14 protein-coding genes and 1 pseudogene are annotated in these 16,091 nt (G+C 69.5%); 6 read left to right on the top strand and 9 right to left on the bottom strand.

What is annotated here, in order from left to right; all coding sequences use genetic code 11:
* Positions 1–40: 40 nt before the first annotated feature.
* The gene (locus tag ACGFNV_RS44015; protein ID WP_393631006.1) at positions 41–937 is read left to right on the top strand and encodes a short-chain dehydrogenase/reductase; all 897 of its coding nucleotides are present in this window, start codon (positions 41–43) and stop codon (positions 935–937) included.
* Between the two features lie 39 nt (positions 938–976).
* Here the strand turns inward: ACGFNV_RS44015 and ACGFNV_RS44010 are convergent, their stop codons facing one another.
* Positions 977–1,660: a TetR/AcrR family transcriptional regulator gene (locus tag ACGFNV_RS44010; RefSeq protein ID WP_393631004.1), complete on the bottom strand. Its 684-nt coding sequence runs from the start codon at positions 1,658–1,660 to the stop codon at positions 977–979.
* Between the two features lie 265 nt (positions 1,661–1,925).
* Here ACGFNV_RS44010 and ACGFNV_RS44005 point away from each other — a divergent pair, with 265 nt between their 5' ends.
* From ACGFNV_RS44005 to ACGFNV_RS43985, 5 genes and pseudogenes are all read left to right on the top strand, one after another.
* Positions 1,926–2,894: an enoyl-CoA hydratase/isomerase family protein gene (locus ACGFNV_RS44005; RefSeq protein WP_393631002.1), complete on the top strand. Its 969-nt coding sequence runs from the start codon at positions 1,926–1,928 to the stop codon at positions 2,892–2,894.
* 7 nt (positions 2,895–2,901) lie between these two features.
* A complete protein-coding gene (locus ACGFNV_RS44000) occupies positions 2,902–3,825 on the top strand; it encodes an alpha/beta hydrolase (RefSeq protein ID WP_393631000.1) in 924 nt (307 codons plus the stop codon).
* 37 nt (positions 3,826–3,862) lie between these two features.
* Positions 3,863–4,138, top strand: a pseudogene (locus tag ACGFNV_RS43995) (AMP-binding protein); the annotation flags it as partial.
* 182 nt (positions 4,139–4,320) lie between these two features.
* Positions 4,321–4,869, top strand: coding sequence for a class I adenylate-forming enzyme family protein (locus ACGFNV_RS43990; RefSeq protein WP_393630998.1), 549 nt, complete (start codon positions 4,321–4,323; stop codon positions 4,867–4,869).
* A 256-nt stretch (positions 4,870–5,125) separates the two neighbouring features.
* Positions 5,126–5,608 (top strand): TetR/AcrR family transcriptional regulator, encoded by a 483-nt coding sequence (locus tag ACGFNV_RS43985; RefSeq protein ID WP_393630996.1) that lies wholly within the window; start codon positions 5,126–5,128, stop codon positions 5,606–5,608.
* 455 nt (positions 5,609–6,063) lie between these two features.
* On the opposite strand, the gene ACGFNV_RS43980 is transcribed toward ACGFNV_RS43985, so the two are convergent.
* From ACGFNV_RS43980 to ACGFNV_RS43945, 8 genes are all read right to left on the bottom strand, one after another.
* Positions 6,064–6,240, bottom strand: coding sequence for a VOC family protein (locus tag ACGFNV_RS43980; RefSeq protein ID WP_393631061.1), 177 nt, complete (start codon positions 6,238–6,240; stop codon positions 6,064–6,066).
* Positions 6,241–6,450: 210 nt separating this feature from the next.
* A complete protein-coding gene (gene araD / locus ACGFNV_RS43975; RefSeq protein WP_393630994.1) occupies positions 6,451–7,176 on the bottom strand; it encodes an L-ribulose-5-phosphate 4-epimerase AraD in 726 nt (241 codons plus the stop codon).
* 14 nt (positions 7,177–7,190) lie between these two features.
* Entirely contained in the window at positions 7,191–8,708 is a 1,518-nt protein-coding gene (gene araA, locus ACGFNV_RS43970) for an L-arabinose isomerase (RefSeq protein ID WP_393630992.1), read from the bottom strand.
* 23 nt (positions 8,709–8,731) lie between these two features.
* Positions 8,732–10,387 carry a ribulokinase gene (araB, locus tag ACGFNV_RS43965; RefSeq protein WP_393630990.1) on the bottom strand — a complete coding sequence of 552 codons (1,656 nt, stop codon included), beginning with the start codon at positions 10,385–10,387 and terminating at the stop codon, positions 8,732–8,734.
* 95 nt (positions 10,388–10,482) lie between these two features.
* Positions 10,483–12,528, bottom strand: coding sequence for an RICIN domain-containing protein (locus ACGFNV_RS43960; RefSeq protein WP_393630988.1), 2,046 nt, complete (start codon positions 12,526–12,528; stop codon positions 10,483–10,485).
* 94 nt (positions 12,529–12,622) lie between these two features.
* Positions 12,623–14,143, bottom strand: coding sequence for an alpha-N-arabinofuranosidase (locus ACGFNV_RS43955; RefSeq protein WP_393630986.1), 1,521 nt, complete (start codon positions 14,141–14,143; stop codon positions 12,623–12,625).
* A gap of 57 nt (positions 14,144–14,200) precedes the next feature.
* Positions 14,201–15,103: a carbohydrate ABC transporter permease gene (locus ACGFNV_RS43950; protein WP_393630984.1), complete on the bottom strand. Its 903-nt coding sequence runs from the start codon at positions 15,101–15,103 to the stop codon at positions 14,201–14,203.
* The gene (locus tag ACGFNV_RS43945; protein WP_393630982.1) at positions 15,100–16,083 is read right to left on the bottom strand and encodes a carbohydrate ABC transporter permease; all 984 of its coding nucleotides are present in this window, start codon (positions 16,081–16,083) and stop codon (positions 15,100–15,102) included. Before ACGFNV_RS43945 ends, ACGFNV_RS43950 begins: the two co-directional genes overlap by 4 nt.
* Positions 16,084–16,091: the final 8 nt, after the last annotated feature.

The raw sequence follows: 16,091 nt of genomic DNA, 5'->3' as shown, positions 1-16,091 counted from the left end.
GTCTCTTGTGCTCCATCAATAACGAAGTTATGTTGCCGCCATGAAACGTGACTTGCTGGGCAGAAAACTGGTTGTCACCGGTGCGGCACGCGGCATCGGGGAGAAGGTGGCCCGCCTGGCCGCCGCCCGAGGGGCCCGGGTGACCGTGATCGGCCTCGAAGCGGATCGGTTGCGGGCTCTTGCCGACGAGCTGGGTCCCGCCGCTTCGTGGCGCGAGGCCGATGTGCGTGACGGGGCTGCTCTGCGGTCGGCGATCGACGAGGCCGCCGAGGCCATGGGCGGCATCGACCTCGTGGTCGCCAACGCCGGCGTCGTGGCGTACGGGACGGTGCGGCAGACGGACGAGGCGTCGTTCGAGCGGGTCCTGGACATCAACCTGAACGGCGTGTTCCGCACCCTCAAGTACGCGACGCCGCACCTGGAGCGCAGCCGGGGCCACGTGCTGGTCGTGGCGTCCGCGCTGTCGTTCATGCCGCTGGCCGCGATGGCCTCCTACGGCGCGAGCAAGGCCGGGGCCGAGCTGCTCGCCCTGACCTACCGGCAGGAGGTGGCCCACCTCGGAGTCACGGTCGGCGTGGTGCACCCCTCCTGGATCGACACGGACCTCGTGCGAGGCGCCGAGGCGGACCTCCCCTCGTTCCAGGACCTGCGCGCGCGACTCCCCTATCCGGGCAATGTCACCACGAGCTCCGACCGGGCGGCCGCCGCGATCGTCGACGGACTCGTACGCCGGCGCGCCCGCGTGTACGTCCCGCGTGCGGTCGTCGTGGCCAACTGGGCCAAGGCGGCGCTGAATTCACCGCTGGCCTGGCCCTGGGCGAGGCGCTTCGCGGCCCGGGCGGTGCCGTCCCTCGAACGGGAGGTCGCGGCGCTGGGGAGGCAGGACCAACTCACGCCTGGCACAGATGCCCCTCCCGCGGAGACCAGGGCGTCCTAGCCGGCCGCGCACCGGGGCAGCACCCGACGACCAGGCCTCTCAGCGGCCTTGGGCGATCGAGTCGTACAGGCGCGCGCCGGTCTCGTGGGAGGCCTCGGCGCGTTCCCGCTCGTCTCCCAGGCCGACAGCGAAGTTCACGCCCATCGGCAGGAGGACCTGCGTCACGGCGTCGTCGAACTCGACGAAGTGTTCAGCCAGTTCGAGGGTGATGTAACCGTGCACGTAGCTCCACAGCTGGGCGGCGATGGCTTCGGGTTCCCGCCGCTCGACCCTGCCGGAGCGCAGGAGCCGTTCGCATGCCGCGGTGACATGGGCGTGGGCTTCCCGAAAGGCCGGGGAGTGCCCGCTCAGGCGGCGGTCCGTATCCGGCAGAGGCCGGTAGGTCGCCCGAGTGGACAGTCCGAACATCAGGTCGTAGAGGTGAGGGTTCTCGCGGGCCTGCCGACGGCAGGTCAGGGCCATGGCGAAGAGATCCGCGATCGGGTCCTCCGTCACCGGTACCCGGCCGAACGCTGCGCCGAGTTCCTTGAACCCGTGGTCGGCGACAGCGCTCATCAGCTCGGGGATCCCGCCGAAGTGGCTGTAGACCACCATCGTCGACAGTCCGCTCGCGGAGGCCACCGTGCGCGCCTTCACAGCCGACGGACCCTGCTCGGCCAGCAGGCCGATGGCCGCCTGCACAAGTCGTTCCGGTGCGTCTTCGAGCCTCGCCCGCCCTGCCATGTTCCGTACGCCTCCACCGTTGACACACCAGAAATAACTTGGTTATGTAATTCTTCACGGCAATAGTACACATCGCACGTGACGTGCCACCTTCGATACACGCGTCCGCCTTCGGACACGTCATCACGCGCTGGTCCAGTCTCCTGCCGCCCGTGCGGGCACAGCGTGTCGGGGCGAACCCGACCTCATCGCTGCGACACGCATCCGCGGCCGCCCCGACGCACTTTCCCACCCCCGCCATGAACTCAGCACGGGAGCAGAACTCATGCCATACAAAGACAAGGGCCGTCTGACGATCGAAGATCGCGGGGCCGTCCTGATCGTCCGGGTCGACGGCGGCCCGCTCCAGGAGTTCGGCCTCGACATCGCCCAGCAGCTGGACAAGCTGGTGGCCCGGGCCGACCGTGATCCGAACGTCCGTGCCGTCGTCTTCACCGGGGCGCATCCCGAACGGTTCGTCAGCCATGCCGCGGTGCGGTGGCTGCAGGAGGAGGGCGCCGCGAGCCCTACGGTCGGCCGGCGCGGTGCCGCGGCCATCGTACGCCTGGCGAAGCACGTGGACCGCTCCCGCGTCCTCGGGCCCGTGATGCGCAGGACCCCGATGCGGGGAGCCCTCCAGCTGGAACGTCTGCACACGACCTTCCTGCGGATGAACGCCAGCGGCGTGCTCTACGTCGCCGCCCTCAACGGTTCGGCTCTCGGCCTCGGCGCGGAGTTCGCCTGGGCGTGCGATCTGCGGGTCATGGCCGACGGGGACTTCTTCATCGGCCAGCCGGAGATCCTCCTCGGCATCATCCCGGGCGGTGGCGGCACCCAAAGGCTGACCCGTCTGATCGGCACCCACCGGTCCCTGGCCGCGATCCTCGAAGGCAAGCCGTTCACGCCCGCGGAAGCTCTCGCCAACGGGGCGGTGGACAAGGTCGTCGCGCAGGACAAGGTGCTCGCGCAAGCGGTCGACCTCGCCGAGCACTTCGGGAAGCGGTCCAAGGCGTCGGTCGCGGCCGCCAAGAGGTCGGTGTACTTCGGCGGCTCGATGTCACTGGAGGACGGCCTGCACGTCGAACGCGCCGAGTTCTTCACCCAGGTCATGTCGAAGGAAGGCCAGAGGCTGATGCTCGACTACCAGGCCACGACCGCCGCCACCGGCGAACTCCCGCTCTACACACCGGGCACCTACGCCCGGGCCCCCGCGTCGGGCAGCGTGCCGGGCCGTCGCTCGACGAGCGGGCGGTGAACCGACGATGACCACTCAGCAGTCCTTCATCCGCCACGACATCACGTTCCCTTCCGGCGACAGCACCTGCGCCGGTTGGCTCTACCTCCCCACGGGCGTCACGTCTGCGCCCGTCGTCATCCTCGGGCACGGCCTCGGCGCCGTCCGCGAGATGCGCCTGGACGCCTTCGCCGAGCGCTTCGCACAGGCCGGCATCGCCGCGGTGGCCTTCACCTACCGGCACTTCGGCGACAGCGGCGGCCACCCTCGCCAACTCCTGTCGATCAAGCGTCAGCTCACCGACTGGGACGCCGCCATCACCTACGTCAAGGCCCGCACGGACGTCGACCGCACCCGCATCGCCGTCTGGGGCAGCTCGTTCGGCGGCGGCCATGCCATCACCGTCGCCTCACGCCACCCCGAACTGCGCGCGGCAGTGTCCCAGTGCCCCTTCACCGACGGTCTCGCCTCCGCGCTCGCGCTCGGCCCTGCCGCCTCGCTCAAGGTCCTCCCCGTGGTAGCCCGCGATCTGGCAGCCAGAGGCCGCGGGAAGCCGCCCGTGATGGTTCCCATCGCCGCCACCCCCGGCACACCGGCCCTCATGAACGCCCCCGACGCCCTGCCCGGATACCAGGCGCTCCAGCCCGCGGGAACGACATTCCACAACGAGGTGGCGGCGAGGGTCATCCCGACCATCCTCGCCTACCGGCCCGGGCGCGCGGCCAAGAAGATCACCATCCCGATCCTCTTCTGCGTCAGCGACACCGACTCCGTCACGCCTCCCGCCCAGACCCTCCGCTACGCGCGCACCGCACCCAAGGGAGAGATCAAGAGGTACGACGCCGGCCACTTCGACTTCTACACCGGCGAGACCTTCGACGTACTGGTGCGCGACCAGATCGAGTTCCTCACCCGCCAGCTGACCCCGGCAGCCGCCACGTCAGCTCCGTGACCGGATCGCATCACACCCAGACAGGTACGCCCTCGCCATGAATTTCGCATCTCTGCCCGACCGCCGCGCGGCCCTCGACCCCGATGGGGCCGCGGTCTCGGACGGACGTCAGGCCCTCACCAACGTCCAGTTGCTGCGTCGCGTCCAGGCGGCGGCACGTCGCCTGAAGGACCTCGGGGTCGGCCCCGGCGACGTCGTGGCCCTCAGGCTGACCAACCGCGTCGAGTTCGTGCTCCTGCTGTTCGCCGCCTGGCGGCTCGGCGCCACCATCACGCCGGTCAATCCGAGCATGACCGACGTCGAAGTCGCCCGGCAGCTCACAGACTCCGGCGCACGCCTCCTGGTGAGCGAGGACGGTGAGACCGCCGTGGCGCACGGGACTGCCGTCCTCGCCGCCGGCGAACTGCGCGACGACGCAGCGGCGGAGCCGGATGAGGCCCCCCTTCCTGCGCATCCACCATCAATCCTGTTGCGGGCCCCCGACGCGCCGGAACCGTGGGACTGCCCTTCCCCGGCCAGGAGATCCGGATCGTCGACGCCGACGGCAGCGAGGTGCCGCCGGGCGTGGAGGGAGAGGTCGTCGTGCGGGGACCCAACGTCATGCGGGGCTATCTCGGCCGCCCGGAAGAAGCAGCCAAAGTCCTCGTCGACGGCTGGCTGCACACCGGCGACGTGGGCCGGCTCGACGCCGACGGATACCTGACCCTGGTCGGACGTTCGAAAGACATGATCATCCGTGGCGGGGAGAACATCTACCCCAAGGAGATCGAGGACGTCCTCGTCGGTGACCCATCGGTGCTCGAGGCCGCCGTGATCGGCGTCCCCGACGAGAAATGGGGAGAAGTCGTCGTCGCCTACGTCCACCCCCGACCGGGTTCGACCGTCGATCCCTCGGCTCTGCAGTCCCTCTGCGCACGCAGCCTCACGGGCTTCAAGCGCCCGACCGCGTTCTTCGTGGTGGAAGCCATCGCGAAGAACGCGGTCGGCAAGATCGACAAGGTCTCGCTGCGCGCTGCCCACACTGAGGTCTCTGCGCGGACCTGACCTCCATGGATGGCGCTGTGGGCTGTCTGCGGTGGCGGCCCTCAGCTCCGTGGCAGGGGCCGAGTGGCAGTTCCGGGCTCCCCCGGAACTGCGCGAGCTTCGCCACACGCCCCGCCTGCCTGGGACATCCGCGGAGTTGCTCGCAACGGCGGCGCAGGCCCTTGGCTGACTGGGCGGCGACGGTGAGGGCCGTCGCCGCCCAGCCTGACCGGTGCGCTCGCTCCCAGGCCGCAGACCGTGAGGAACCTCAGCGACGATGCGGTTCAAGCAGGACGGCATGGACGGCTCGGGCATCTCCACGCTGATGTCGGACGCCGGGCTCACCAACGGAGCCTTCTACGCGCACTTCGCCTCCACGGACGACCTCGTCGCCCACGTCATGGCCGACCAAGTGCGCACGCAGGTCGCGAGCTACGGCACGCTGCGGCCCGGCCGCGCTGGACTCGAGGACCTCGTCCGCGAGCACCTGTCGCCTGCACACCGGGACCACCCGGGCACCGGACGGCCCTCCGCCGCGCTGTTCGACGAGATCGACCGCTGCGCGGGCCAGACCAAGCAGGCCTACACCGGCGCGCGGGACATTTTGGACGAGATCGCCGCCCGCCCGTCACCTGAGGACTCCCCGTCCGCTCGTGGGAAGGCCACCGGGCCCTACACCATGTTGGTGCAGACGTTGCAGCTGTCCCGCGCCCTCTCCGGCCGGAAGTTCGCCGACGAGGTCCTCAAGGAGGGGCATTGAGAACACCCTCACCTTCCCAAGCTGAGAGCGCGAGTTCGATTCTCGTCACCCGCGCCGTGATTAAGGCCCAGGTCAGCGACCTGGGTCCTTTGTTGTCCGAGCCAGTCGTCAGCGTCTGCTGTGATGGCGAAGGTCTCCGGGGCAGGGCGCATGCCGCCGCCCGGCCCCGGACAGCGCGCCTGGTAGCGGCCGGACGGGAGCCGCCTGATCGCGCCGAAACGGCGGCGCCTGCCCTTGCCGTTGGCCATCAGGCAGCCCTCCCGCAGCTCGGGCAAGGCACCTCAGTGGCTGGGCCGGCACTCGACGCGCTCGACGCGCTCAAGCAGGCCCTTGCGGCCGACTGGGGAGAGCCGCTCCTCGTCCCCGCCCCCTGAACCACGATCCCCTCAACGATCTCGGCCAACCCGCGGGTAACGGGCCGGCCGCCCGAGACCGCTCGAACATCCGTCTATTCGTCATGCCCAGACGTGGGCCTGTGCCCGGAACGTGTCGGGGTCGCTCTCCACAGGTAGTACGCACAGCAGATGACCGCCGGGCACTCGTAGCACGCAGCACTCCTGCCACTGTGAAATCTGCTCGGCGCCCAGGGCGATCAGGCGCGCGGTTTCCGATTCGACGTCGTCGGTCTCGATGTCGAGGTGGATACGGGGGTGCGTCGTCGACCGCCTGGACTGCGGTGATCAGGCCTGGCAGGGCCTGGTGGAGCGTGGTGAACTGCGGTGCCGGTGGGAACGGTTGGGCCGTCACACCGAGAGCTGCCGACCAGAAGTCCGCTGCCCGGGCGGCCTCGGCTTCGGGTGTGTCGATCAGTACGGCGTATACGCGGCTTCTGTGCATCGCCGTCACCGGATCGCCGGGGTCGTCGGATTGCCGTAGTAGGCGTCGGGGCCGTGTTTGCGGGTGTAGTGGCGCTCCAGGAGGTGACGGGGTGGCGGTGTCGTCGGTGAGAGGGACATGGTGTGGAGGGCGATGTCGGCGACCGCCTCGCAGATGATCGCGTGTTCCAGGGACTTGCGGGCGGTGGCGCCCCAGGTGAAGGGGCCGTGGCCCGCGACGAGGGCGGCGGGGACCTCGACGGCCCGCTGGTCGTCGCCGTCGAGGAGGTCCACGATGACGTGGCCGGTGTTGTACTCGTAGTCCTTCGCGCACTCCTCCTCGGTGAGGTCGCGGGTGACCGGCACGGGGCCGTTGAAGGTGTCGGCGTGGGTGGTGCCGAGGACGGGGATGTCGCGGCGGGCCTGGGCGAAGGCGACGGCGTGGGTGGAGTGGGTGTGGGTCACGCCGCCGACGGACGGGAACGCCAGGTACAGGCAGCGGTGGGTCTCGGTGTCGGTGGAGGGGCGCAGGTCGCCCTCGACCACCGCGCCATCGGACAGGCGGACCGTCACCAGGTCGTCGATGGTCAGGGCCTCGTAGGGGACCCCGGAAGGCTTGATGACGAACGCGCCCGCCTCGCGGTCGACCCCGCTGACGTTTCCCCAGGTCAGGGTAGCCAGGCCGACCTGGGGGATGGCAAGGTTCGCCTCCAGTACCTCTCGGCGCAGGCCCTCCCGGACAACTGCGGTCATCGTGGCCTCCTTCGTCACAGGGCCTGGGCGAGGCGGTGGTAGGCGGCGTTCCAGCGGATTTCCTTGCCGAACTGCTCGGTGGTGGTGTTCTCGTCGATGGTGAGCAGTTCGACGCCGGTCATGGCGGCGTAGTCGGTCAGGGTCTCGACGTCGACCGCCGAGCTGAGCACGGTGTGGTGCGGGGCGCCGGCGAGCAGCCAGCTCTCCGCCGATTCCGCCAGGGACGGACGTGGCTTCCATACGGCGCGGGCGACCGGCAGGCGGCGCAGGGGTTCGCTCGGGGCGACGACGTCGACGGCGTTGGCCGTGAGGCGGAAGCGGTCGCCGAGGTCGGAGAGGCCGACGACCACGGCGGGCCCTTCGGAGGCGTTGAAGACCAGGCGGACCGGGTCCTCGCGGCCGCCGATGGACAGAGGGTGGACCTCGCAGCGGGGGCGGTCGGCGGCCACGGAGGGGCAGACCTCCAGCATGTGGGCGCCCAGGACGCGCGGGGTGCCGGGACCGAGGTGGTAGGTGTAGTCCTCCATGAAGGTGGTGCCGCCGGGCAGTCCGGCGCCCATGACCTTCATCGTGCGCAGCAGCGCGGAGGTCTTCCAGTCGCCCTCGCCGCCGAAGCCGTAGCCGTCGGCCATCAGGCGCTGGACGGCGATGCCGGGCAGCTGGCGCAGTCCGCCCAGGTCCTCAAAGTTGGTGGTGAAGGCGGTGAAGCCGCCGCCGGTGAGGAAGGCGCGCAGGCCGAGTTCGAGACGGGCGGCGTAGAGCAGCGAGTCGTGGCGGATGCCGCCGGGGCGCAGGGCCGGGACGACCTCGTACGACTCCACGTACTCGTCGGCGAGTACGGCCACCGCCTTGTCCTCGATGTCGTCGACCACGGCGACCAGGTCGTTGACGGCGTAGGTGTTGACGGAGAAGCCGAACCGCAGCTGGGCCTCGACCTTGTCGCCCTCGGTCACGGCGACGTCGCGCATGTTGTCGCCGAAGCGGGCCAGCCGCAGGGTCCGCGAGGCGTGGCGGCCGACGGCGGCGCGGGCCCAGGCGGCGACGCGTCTGACGGCCCTCGGGTCGGTCGCGTGCCCGGCGACGATCTTCCGGTCGACGCCGACGCGGGACTCGATGTGGCCGAACTCCCGGTCGCCGTGGGCGGCCTGGTTGAGGTTCATGAAGTCCATGTCGATGCTCGGCCAGGGCAGCGACAGGTTGTACTGGGTGTGCAGATGCAGCAACGGCCGGTCCAGGGCGCTGAGTCCGGCGATCCACATCTTCGCCGGGGAGAAGGTGTGCATCCACACGATCACGCCGACGCAGGCGTCGGAGGCGCTCGCCTCCTGGCACATCCGGCGGATCGACTCGGCGTCGGTGAGGACCGGCTTCCACACGATCCTGACCGGGATTTTCCCGGGGCGGCCGAGGGTCTCGGAGATGCTCCTGGACTGGTCGGCCACTTGTCGCAGCACGTCGTCGCCGTACAGGCCCTGGCTTCCGGTGAGGAACCAGATCTCCTGGCTGTCGTAGGGTCTTTCGGAAGTGGTCATGAGGGGGTTCCCTTCACAGCGGCTCAGGCGGAGGCTTCCGCGCGGATGCGACGCAGGCGGTGCATGACGTCGTTGGTGCCGCGGCCGAAGTAGTCGTGCAGCACGCGGTACTCGGAGTAGAGGCGCTCGTAGGCCACCGCTCGCTGCGGGTCCGGCAGGTAGACCCGGCGGTGCACCTTGCCCATGGCGTGGGCCGCGGCACGGATGTCGGGGTACGCCCCGGCGGCGACGGCGGCGTGCATCGCGGCGCCGAGGGCCGGGCCCTGGGTGGAGCCGATGATGCTCAGCGGGCGGCGGGTGACGTCGGCGTAGATCTGCATGAGGAGGGCGTTCTTCGTCAGGCCGCCCGCGATGATCAGTTCCGTCACCGGTACGGCGGCGGACTCGAAGGCGTCGATGATGGTGCGGGTACCGAAGGCGGTGGCCTCCAGCAGGGCGCGGTAGATGTCCTCGGGGCGGGTGGAGAGCGTCTGGCCGATCAGCAGGCCGCTGAGGTCGTGGTCGACCAGGACGGAGCGGTTGCCGCTGTGCCAGTCCAGGGCCACGAGGCCGTGTTCGCCGACCTTCTGTCCGGCCGCGAGGGCGGTCAGGTACTCGTGCGGGGTCTGGCCGGCCGCGGCGGCGCGCTCCGCGTACTCGGCGGGCAGGCTCGTGCGTACGAACCAGCCGAAGATGTCGCCGACACCGCTCTGCCCGGCCTCGTAGCCCCACAGCCCGGGGAGGATGCCGCCGTCCACGACCCCGCACATGCCGGGCACGACACCTTGCTGGTCGGAGCTCATCACATGGCAGGTGGAGGTGCCCATGATGGCGACCATCTGGCCGGGTTCCACGGCGACCGCCGCCGGGGCGGTGACATGGGCGTCGACGTTGCCGACACAGACCGTGATGCCCTCCCGCAGCCCGGTCCAGGCGGCGGCCTCGGCCGTCAACACCCCGGCCGGATCGCCGAGTTGACCGATGGGATGGTCCAGCTTGTCGGTCACGAAGTCGGCGAAGTCCGTGTTCAGGGCGGCGAGATAGTCCCGGGAGGGGTAAGTGCCGTCCTGGTACTGGCCCTTGTAACCGGCCGTGCAGGCGTTGCGGACGTACGTGCCGCACAGCCGCCACACGATCCAGTCGGCCGCCTCCAGCCACCGCTCGGTGCGCCGGTAGATCTCGGGGTCCTCCTCCAGGACCTGGAGCGCCTTGGCGAACTCCCACTCCGAGGAGATCTTCCCGCCGTACCGCTCAAGCCACGGCTCCTTCATCTCGGCGGCCAGCGCGTTGATCCGGTCGGCCTGGCCCTGGGCGGCGTGGTGGCGCCACAGCTTGACGTAGGCGTGCGGGCGGTTCTCCAGGCCGGGGAGTTCGCACAGCGGTGTGCCGTCGGCGAGGACCGGCAGGACCGTGCAGGCGGTGAAGTCGGTGCCGATGCCGATGACTTGCTCCGGCCGCACTCCGGCGCGGGCGAGAGCCTCGGGTACGGCGTTGCGGAGCACGTCGATGTAGTCCGAGGGCACCTGCAGGGCCCAGTCGGGGGGCAGCCGGGTGCCGTCGGGCAGGCTCCGGTCGAGGACGGCGTGGGCGTAGACGTGCTCCGCCGACGCCAGTTCCGCGCCGTCGCTGACCCGTACCACCACGGCACGGCCGGACAGGGTTCCGAAGTCGACGCCCACGACACAGGGTTCTTCAGACACGGGACGACCCACCTCTCTCGTTCGCTATGACAGTCATCGTTCGGGATGTCGGACAGATAAGCGGGGGCCCGGCCGCGACCGGGCCCCCTGGCGGGTCAGTTGACCCGCACGACCTGCCACAGTTCGTCATCGGCGCCGTTGTCCGCCGACTGGACGATCAGTGCGCCGTTGGCGGTGGAGGCGGAGGCGACGTCCGCCACCAGGCCGCTGGCTGAGTTGACGAGCTTGAAGTAGCCGCCTCCCGCGTCTGTGAGCGTCCACTTCTGGGAGCTCGCGGTGGAGGAGGCGTTCTGGACGACGGCCGCGCCGGCCGAGGTCGAGCCGTTGTTGTCGAGGAACAGACCGCTGTTGACGTTCTTCACGGTCCACGCCCCGCCACTCTGGGACTGGAACGTCCACAGCTGGCAGTTGTTGGCGGTGTTCACCCACTGGCCCGCCTGCTTGCCCGTGGCGGTGGAGGCGCCGGGGATCTCCAGGAACTTGCCGCTGTTCTTGTTGACCAGCCGGTACTGGCCGGTGGACAGGGTGGGAAGGGCGGTCTGGGTGAGGTTCCACCGCTGGCAGGCGCAGCCGGTGTCGGACCACTGCCCGGCGGCGGTGCCGACGGTGGTGGAGGCGCTGGGGATCTCCAGGTACTTGCCGCTGATCCGGTTGGTGGCGGTGAAGCCGCCCGCCGGGTTCGGGGCGATCGCCCACTCGTGGTCGAGGGTGCCGTTGTCGTCCCACTGCAGGACCTTGGCACCGTTGGCGGTGGACTGGTTCTGCACGCCCAGCACCTTGCCACTGGCCACGTTGAAGATCTTGAAGTAGCCGGAGGTCTGCTGGACGAACTTCCACTGCTGGTCGGTGGCGTTGTCGGCGTTCTGCTGGGTGGCGTTGACTCCGTTGGTGGTGGAGCCGCCCACGATGGTCAGCATCAGGTGGCTGTTGGCGTTGGACATGGTGTAGGTGGCGCCGTCGGAGATGCCGCCGCCCAGGTCGATCGTGCCGTAGCTGATCGGGTTGAGGCCGGTGCTGGTCAGGTGGCCGCCGCTGAGGACCAGCAGGCTGTGGCCGTCGGCGAGCGGGAGCAGACCGCGGCTGTAGCCGCCGGGGACGGTGGAGGCGATGCGCGTCCAGGTGTTCGCGGCGCCGTTCTGCGTGTTGAGGAACAGGTCGTCGCTGCTGTTGGCGCTGACGACGAGGGTTCCGTTGGCGCCGCCGGTCGGCAGCCAGGTGATGTACGGGGAGCTCTTGGGCTGGGTGCCGTCGGTCGCCTTGAGGGCGATGCCGGTCGCCGAGCCGAAGGCCTCCGGGTCGGAGGAGATCTTGTAGTAGACGGCGAAGCCGCCCTCGGGAGCGCCCCAGAACTCGTACGTCATCACGTAGTTGCCGTTGGGCAGCTTGGCGATCACCGGCATGCCCGGACGGTCACCGTAGGTCGAGGTGGCGACGTCGTTCACCACGGAGCCCCAGGTCAGGCCGTCCGTGGAGGTCTGGTGGACTATCTTCTGGCCGTAGCTGGGGTCACGCTGGTCGGAGTAGTACACGATCAGCTTCGAGCCGGACACCATCAGGAACGGCTCCCACACCGGGGTCTTGCCGTTGGTGGGGTCGGCCTCGCCGCCGGTCGCGATGGTGCTGACGAACGACCAGCTGACGCCGTGGTCGGTGCTCGCGTACAGGTCCAGCTCGGTCGAGGAGAGGTCGTTCGGGATGGAGTTGCCGGCGGCGAGGATCGTGCCGGCCGGGAAGGTGCCGATCTGCGTGGGCAGTTCGTACAGGAACGGCTGGTAGCGGTTGCCGAAGCCGTTGTGGGTGTCGCTGATGCTGGAGATCTGGCTCCAGCTGTTGCCGTTGTCCGTGCTGCGGTAGATCGGGAAGACGGGGGTGCCCGAGCTGTACTGCTCGAACGTGGCGAGCAGGGTGCCGTTGGACGATCCGCTGTTCTGCAGGCGGATGGCGCGCGGGTAGAGCGAGCCGGGGGACGGGGCGTTCGACGGCGGGGTGTACATGGTCTGCGAGGCGCGCGAGATCGCGTGCGCCGGGCCGGCGGCGGGCAGGACGAGGGCGACGGCGGCTGCGAGCAGGGCCAGTAGCAGGGTGATCGCCTGAGTGCGGGGCAGGGCGCCGTGTCTGGCGCCTTCCCTGGTGGTGGACATGGGCGGCTCCCAAGGGACGTCCGGGAAGGGGGGGTGGTGCGGGGCCCGCCGCTCTCCGGGAGAACAAGGAACGGCGGGTGTCCGAGGGGGTGGGTCAGCCGGCGCGGCGCAGCCGGATGACGTTCCAGGAGACCGGCGGCAGGCTCGCGGTGAGACGGCCGTCGGCGACGGGACCGGTGTCCGCGGTGTACGGGCGGACCCGGTCGGGGTCGTCCTGGGTGTTGGCGGCGCGGATGTCGGGGTCGCTCAGCACCGAGTGCTCGACCGGCGTGTAGCCGGGGAACGCCCGCAGGTCGAGGGCGAGTTCGACGTTCTCGCTCTGGTGCCGGTTGACGGCGAAGACGGTGAGCTCGTCGGCGCCGTCCGCCTCCGCGAGGTGCGTGGCCACGGCGTCGACGACGGAGACTTCGCCGAAACGTTTCGTCTCATACGTCGGAGCCACCGGCTCCACGCGCAGGACCGTGCCTCGGGCGTGCCGGGCGGCCTGGGCGAAGGGGTGGAAGGTGGTCTGCCGCCAGCTGGGACCGCCGGCCTCGCTGCGGATGGGGGCGATGACGTTGACGAGCTGGGCGAGGCAGGCGGCGGTGACCCGGTCGCTGTGCCGCAGCAGGCTGATCAGCAGCCCGCCGACGACGACGGCGTCGGCGACGTTGTACTCGTCCTCGATCACGCGGGGGGCGACGGCCCACTCGGTGGGCTTCTCCCGCGCCTCGAAACGGGTGTTGTACCAGACGTTCCACTCGTCGAAGGAGAGGTTGATCCGCTTCTTGCGGCGCAGCTTGGCCCGGACGTGGTCGGCGGTGGCCACCACCGAGTCGACGAAGTGGTCCATGTCGACGCCGGAGGCCAGGAAGCTGCCGAGGTCGCCGTCGAGCTCCTCGTAGTAGGCGTGGCAGGAGATGTAGTCGACCTGGTCGTACGCCTCCTCCAGAACGGTGGCTTCCCAGGCGCCGAAGGTCGGCATCGCGGAGCTGGAGCTGCCGCAGGCGACCAGTTCCAGCTTCGGATCGATCATGCGCATCGCGCGAGCGGTCTCTGCGGCGATACGGCCGTACTCCTGGGCGGTCTTGTGGCCGGTCTGCCAGGGGCCGTCCATCTCGTTGCCCAGGCACCACATACGGATGCCGAACGGGTCCGGGGCGCCGTTCTTGATCCGCTGGTCGGACCAGGCGGTGCCGCCCGGGTGGTTGCTGTACTCCAGCAGGTCCAGGGCCTCAGCGACGCCCCGCGTGCCAAGGTTGAGGGCCATCATCGGCTCGACGCCGGCCTTCTCGGCCCAGCGGTGGAACTCGTGCAGGCCAAACGCGTTGGTCTCGGTGCTGTGCCAGGCGAGGTCGAGACGGGTGGGCCGTTCGGCCGCCGGGCCGACGCTGTCCTCCCAGCGGAAGCCGGAGACGAAGTTGCCGCCGGGATAGCGCACGGCGGTCACGCCCAGCTCACGCACCAGGTCCAGGACGTCACGGCGCAGGCCGTCCTCGTCGGCGAGCGGATGGCCGGGCTCGTAGATGCCGGTGTAGACACAGCGGCCCATGTGCTCGACGAAGGAACCGAAGGTACGGGGACTCACGTCGGCGACGCGGAAGGCGGGGTCGACGGTCAGGGAGGCGTGCAGCATGAAGGTCGCTCCGGGAGGTGCGCAAGAAGAAGAGGAAGAACGGGCGGGCCCGTCAGGTCACTTGAGGCTTCCGACGGTCAACCCGCCGCGCCAGTACCGCTGGAGGAGCAGGAAGGTGACGATCAGTGGCAGGATCGCCACCAGGGAGCCCGCGATGACCAGGGTGAACAGCGCGTTGGCGCCCGACTGGATCATCGCTCCCTCGTACCAGGACTGCAGGCCGACGGTGAGCGGGAACAACTTGTCGTTGTTGAGCATGACCAGCGGCAGGAAGAAGTTGTTCCAGGTGCCGACCATGGAGAACAGCAGCACGGTGACGAGCGCCGGCTTCAGGGTCGGCAGCGCCACCGACCACAGCACGCGCAGCTCGCCGGCCCCGTCCATGCGGGCCGCCTCCAGCAGCTCGTCCGGCAGGGACTCCTGCACGTAGACCCGCACCAGGTAGACGCCGAAGGGGTTGAGCAGCTGGGGCAGGATGACCGCCCACATGGTGTTGGTCAGCGCCACCTTGCTCAGCAACAGATAGGTGGGGATGGCCAGCGCGGTGGCGGGCACCATGATGGCGCCGAGGAGGCTGGAGAAGAGCAGGTTCCGGCCGGGGAAGCGGTACTTGGCGAAGGCGTAGCCCGCGAGAGTCGCCACTGCGGTGGCGCCCACCCCGCTGACACCGGCGTAGATCGCGGTGTTGCCCATCCAGCGCAGGTACTCGCCGTCGTTGTAGGTGAACAGCTGCTGGAGGTTGGTGAAGAAGGAGCCCGGCGAGTGGAACCAGAGGGCGGCGGTGGAGAACAGCGCGTCGTTGCCCTTGGTGGCGGCGACGACCAGCCACCAGAACGGCAGCAGGAAGTACAGGATCATCGCCACCATCACCACGTTGACGGTGACGCGTCCGCGCACGGCGGACGGGCGACGGCCGGTGGCCGGGGCGGCGGTTACGGCGGGTGCGGCGACGGTGGTCACTTCAGTCCGCTCCTCTTACGCGTGGCGAACAGGAAGAAGTAGGAGCCGATGAAGACCACCGCTCCGAGGGAGAACGAGATGGCGGCGGAGTAGTTGAACTCCGAGTACTGGAACGCCAGGTTGTAGGCGTACAGGTTCGGCGTGTAGTCCGGGGTGATCACCGAGGAGGCGGTCTTCTCCAGGACCCGCGGCTCGGTGAAGAACTGCAGGGTGCCGATGAGGGTGAACATCAGAGTGAGCACCAGCGCCGAGGAGATCATCGGGATCTTGATGCGCAGGGCCGTCTGGAGCTGGCCGGCGCCGTCGAGCTTCGCCGCCTCGTAGACCTCGCGGGGCAGGCCCTGGAGGGCGGCATACAGGACGATCATGTTGTAGCCGGTCCATTGCCAGGTCACGATGTTGCCGAGCGAGGTCAGCATCAGACCGTGCGACAGCAGGTCGACCTTGCCGAGGCCGAGCGAGTGGCTGATCGAGTTCACCGGGCCGAAGGTCGGGCTGTACAGGAAGCCCCACATCAGCGCGCCGATCACCGCGGGCACGGCGTACGGCATGAACAGGGTCATCCGGAAGACCTTGGCGAGCCTGCTGGTCACCTCGTCGATGATCAGCGCGCCCAGCAGGGCGAAGCCGAGCATCAGCGGGATCTGGACCACACCGAAGACGACGACTCTGCGCACGCCGGACAGGAACTGCGGGTCGGTGAAGGTCTGCCGGTAGTTGGCGAACCAGCTGAAGTGGTCGCCGCCGACCAGGGTGGAGGTGCGCAGGCTCAGCCAGAAGGCGTAGCACAGCGGGGCCACCAGGAAGGCCAGGAAGAGCAGGAGGAACGGGCTGACCAGCAGCAGGCCCATGCCCTTGTGCCGGGTGCGGGCGGACAGCCCGCCGGGGCGCCGGCCCGTCACGGGAGTGCGAAGCCCCCTCGCGGGGACGGCACTTGGCGGTGCCGTCGCGGTGGATCCCTGCTGTCGGAGCAGGCTCATCACTTCTC

The organism is Streptomyces sp. NPDC048751 (assembly GCF_043198595.1).
Lineage (GTDB): Bacteria > Actinomycetota > Actinomycetes > Streptomycetales > Streptomycetaceae > Streptomyces.
This window is presented reverse-complemented; position numbering and strand designations above follow the sequence as displayed.